A 4,145-nucleotide genomic window follows, 5' to 3' on the forward strand; every position below is an offset into this window, starting at 1 on the left:
GATATACTGAAACATCCGGAGGTCCAAAAAGTAACCGACAATATCAATCAGGAAGTAATTGAGCGCAGAGAGTATAAACCTCCGGTATGCAAAGTATTTTCCAGTTCTTATGCCATACTGGAAGATAAGCCTCATTTTAAATTTGATGTGGATAATGAAGCCGGACGGTGTCTGCCGGGAATTATCGATAATAAAGTGCAAACCATTGTTGAGTTGCAGACACCTGAGGAAACTTTCAAAGAACAATTCAATAAAAAGCGCAAAATTGGTATTGTCTTTTCCGGGGGGCCCGCTCCCGGCGGTCACAATGTTATTGCCGGGCTTTACGATGCCGCCCAAAAAGCCAATCCCGAGACCATCATATACGGTTTCCTTTTAGGACCGGACGGGATCATTGAAGGTGAAGCCATTGAGATAACCGGGAGCCTGGTGGACAGATTTAGAAACCTGGGCGGGTTTACCATGATCAAGACCGGACGGGCGAAAATCGATACCAAAGAAAAAATGGAGCTGTCAAAAGAGACCTGCAAACGGTTTGGTTTGGACGCTTTAGTGATCGTAGGCGGCGACGATTCCAACACCAATGCGGCTTTTTTGGCCCAGGAAATGCTCGCAGACGGCATCCAGGTGATAGGGGTTCCCAAGACCATTGACGGCGATATTCAGGTCAGAGATAGCAACGGGAGAATCTTATGCGCCATGTCATTCGGATTTCATACCGCTGCCAGAGCTTTTGCAATGGAGATCGGCAACCTTTGTACTGATAGCAGTTCGGATGTCAAATACTGGCACATTTGCAAGGTAATGGGAAGAGTTGCCAGTCACCTGGCACTCGAGACCGCTTTGCAGACCCATGCGAATATCACTCTAATCGGTGAGGATCTTGCCGACTACGTTGATAAAGAAAGAATTGAAAAGGCGGCAGCAGAGGGGATAATTAATTATCATGCTTACGGGATGACCCTGAGGCATTTGTCCCGCATGATTTGTGACGGCATTGTCAGGCGGGCTGCCGTAGGAAAAAACTACGGCGTGATCGTAATACCGGAAGGGGTTCTGGAATTTATCAATGAGATTCAGATTTTTATCATAAAGCTGAATACGATTATCTCCGAATATAACCAAACCCATGATACGGATTTTCACACCGATTTTTCTTTGCTGGAAGAGAAGCTGGAATATTTACGAAGATTGGCCGGTCGTTCACAAGAGGATAATTCTTTTACCATATGGAACATGCGTGACCATGAGTTGTTTAATGATATTCCGGCCTTTTTTCAAGAAGGCCTGCTAATGGAAAGGGACAGTCATGGAAATTTTCAGTTTTCGCAAGTTGAAACCGATAAGGTCATCCTGGGAATGGTCAGGGATTATCTGAACAGCCTTAAGGAAAATGGAACTTATAAGATAGGAATTGAAAGATCCTATTACCGCAAGACACTGGACAAAGGCGGACTTGATCCGGATTACCTGGGACCGATCCTGTTTCAAAATTATGATGATGCCCAGTTTTTTCTGATGAAGCCGTCCATCATGTCATTGAAAACCCTCAAGCAGGCGCTGGTGAAGGAAGGTGCCATTTCAGAGACTGAAAAAGTTCCGGAGTCCATTGAAAAAATCTATCACAAATCTGTTCCCAAATTCAAAACACAGCTCCATTTTTACGGCTATGACGGCAGGGGTAACGACCCCACCCGATTTGACTGTATGTACACTTATAACCTGGGATTGACGGTTTTCAGCCTGATTGCCAATGGTGCCACCGGTCAGATGGCAGCCATCAGAAATCTGGAAAAGGACTTTTCTCAATGGCAGCCCATTGGAATTCCTATTGCTCCGTTGATGCACCTTGAGGAAAGAAAAGGAAAATTGACCCTGGTTTTGGAAAAGAGCATAGTGGATATCAATTCTACGGCGTTTAAGGTTGTAAAGGCCTTCAGAGAGAAATGGCTGGCGGCCACACCGGGTGAGGATAATTACAGACGGCCGGGTCCCATCAGATTTACCGGCAGGAGCGAGGAAGACCGGCCGATTACCCTGGGGTTGAATGCGTTGGATTCATGATGTTAATGTAATAATGAAGCTTTGTTTCAAACCGACAAGTTGATGAGATTCCAAACACATTAATTGAGACTAACTGATGCTTGATACCAGATGCTGGATGCTGGTAAGGAAAAATAACCATCCTTTTTCATCAAGTATCAAGTATCCAGTATCTGCTTCAATCTCGGGTAAAAATACCATATGAAAAAGTTATAAAATTCGCCATGAATAAGAGACCTAAATATGGTTCAAAAATGAAGCGATTGTCAATTGTTATTCTGATTGTATTTGCAGCGGTTCCTGTGTTTGGGGAAAATTATCTTCTCAACGGCAGCCAGGAATCGCGAATCAAATATAAGATGGTTCAAAGAGTACGGCCGTCGGCCGGTCTCAAAAAACTGATGCTCAGTAGTGTTGTCCCGGAGTCTTTTTCTTCGCCGACCTACAACCAGCGGATTGAGGATTTTGAGCTTAACTTTTTTCCCCCGCCCTTAAGGCGTGAGGAGCGAACCGACAAGCGCGGGAACAAGGTTGTCGAAGCGACCTGGAAAGCGCCGCTTGGGACGGTGACAACGACTATCCGCTTTACGGCAATCAACAGCACCAGGCTGCAGACCCTGAAGACCGGGGCACCATTTCCGCTCAGCAGGTTGCCGCAGCAGGTGAAAGTATATTTAAAGGCTACCGATCAAGTCCCTGCCGACGACAGTCAAATTCGCTCCAAAGCCCGTGAATTAACCAGTACGGCCAAAAATGAATTTGATGCTGTCCAAAGAATATTAACATGGGTGGTGGATCATATGCACTATGTGCTGATTCCCCAAAGCTACGATGCGTTGTACTCCTTGCAAAGCGGCAAGGGTAATTGCCAGAATTACTCGCACCTTTCGGCAGCCATAATGCGTGCGGTTGGAATTCCTGTGCGCATTGTAAATGGAATTACCTTGAAACAACCCTATGACATTAATATAGGGAATTCTATACTTACCATGAAAATGGCCCAGGGGCGGCATTCCTGGATAGAAGTTTATTTTCCGGACCTGGGCTGGGTGCCGTTCGACCCCCAGGGAACCGAACTGTTCGTTAGCAACCGTTTTATTAGGGTGGAGACCGGCCTGGATAACAACGAAACACGCCAGGATGGGCTTATGCGCTGGGTCCAGGCCAGCAGCTCGTCGGGACGACCGGTATTTGAGGAGAGCATCCAAGCTGAATTTGTTAACGATCACATTAAGCTTTCAGGCCGGAAAACCAACTATGGCCCCCGCGGGCTGCTGCTCAGCCCTCAAGTCGAAGCCGCTTTTTTGAAAGTAACCGTAGCCCCCCCCCCGACGCCCCTGAGAGTGCCGGAAGAAGTATTAAAACGCCTGCGCTTCAAAAAGGCGTACGTGTTTGGCAACCTGGACTTTCCTGAAAACGTAGATTTTCTCTCTGCACGGGGGCCGGCTGAACGACATTCTGGCAATATAATGGAAATGCGTAAAAACTTTCTGGTGGAGACGGCCGAGTATGTAACCACACGGGGAAATCAATACGCCCAGACGTTTATTCTAACCAAACCAATGCAATTGCAGCACACCGGGCTGGCGCTGCATAAATTTAATTCCGAAGGACAGCTTTGGCTGGAACTTTCAAAAGACAACGGGGGAACCCCCGGTGACCTGATCGCCACAAGCGATATCATCGAACTCAACCAATTGAAGTTCACACCCGGTTATACCTGGGTGGACTTTGATTTTACCGCAACTTCCGTGATACTCTCACCAGGCCGCTACTGGGTTGCTCTGGGATTCACCGGCGGCCCTATCGTGAACTGGTTTTTTACCTATGGCAAGCCCGTCGGGCCGCAGGACGGCACGCGGTATAAAACCATGTTTGATGAAACCTGGAGTCGCAGCTTGGCCTATGAATTCAACTATCGAGTCATAGGACTTACCGCGAAATAGGCGCACAACATCTGTTTAAGAAAGGAATAAAACATGAAAATTCATTCCTTGATGATTGCCGACCCAATTACCATAAATGAAAACGCCTCTATCAGGGAAGCCATTGAAGTTATGAAAGTGAACTCTATCCGACATCTCCCGGTAGTGTCAAAGGGG

Annotated in this window: 3 protein-coding genes; all 3 read left to right on the forward strand. The window is 46.9% G+C overall.

What is annotated here, in order from left to right; translation table 11 throughout:
- The first annotated feature begins 3 nt into the window (after positions 1 to 3).
- The gene (locus tag V3S16_RS05685; RefSeq protein WP_413883710.1) at positions 4 to 2,064 is read left to right on the forward strand and encodes a 6-phosphofructokinase; all 2,061 of its coding nucleotides are present in this window, start codon (positions 4 to 6) and stop codon (positions 2,062 to 2,064) included.
- Positions 2,065 to 2,297: 233 nt separating this feature from the next.
- On the forward strand, positions 2,298 to 3,989 hold the full coding sequence (locus V3S16_RS05690; RefSeq protein WP_413883709.1) for a transglutaminase domain-containing protein: 1,692 nt from the start codon (positions 2,298 to 2,300) through the stop codon (positions 3,987 to 3,989).
- Positions 3,990 to 4,040: 51 nt separating this feature from the next.
- On the forward strand, positions 4,041 to 4,145 hold a 105-nt coding region (locus V3S16_RS05695; RefSeq protein WP_413883711.1), incomplete at its 3' end, for a CBS domain-containing protein.

The organism is Candidatus Desulfatibia sp. (assembly GCF_036446775.1).
GTDB lineage: Bacteria > Desulfobacterota > Desulfobacteria > Desulfobacterales > UBA11574 > Desulfatibia_A.

What these genes read in the sequence shown, in the direction of transcription:
- V3S16_RS05690 (WP_413883709.1), top strand. Translation starts at nt 2,298, where the DNA reads ATGAAGCGATTGTCAATTGTTATTCTGATTGTATTTGCAGCGGTTCCT.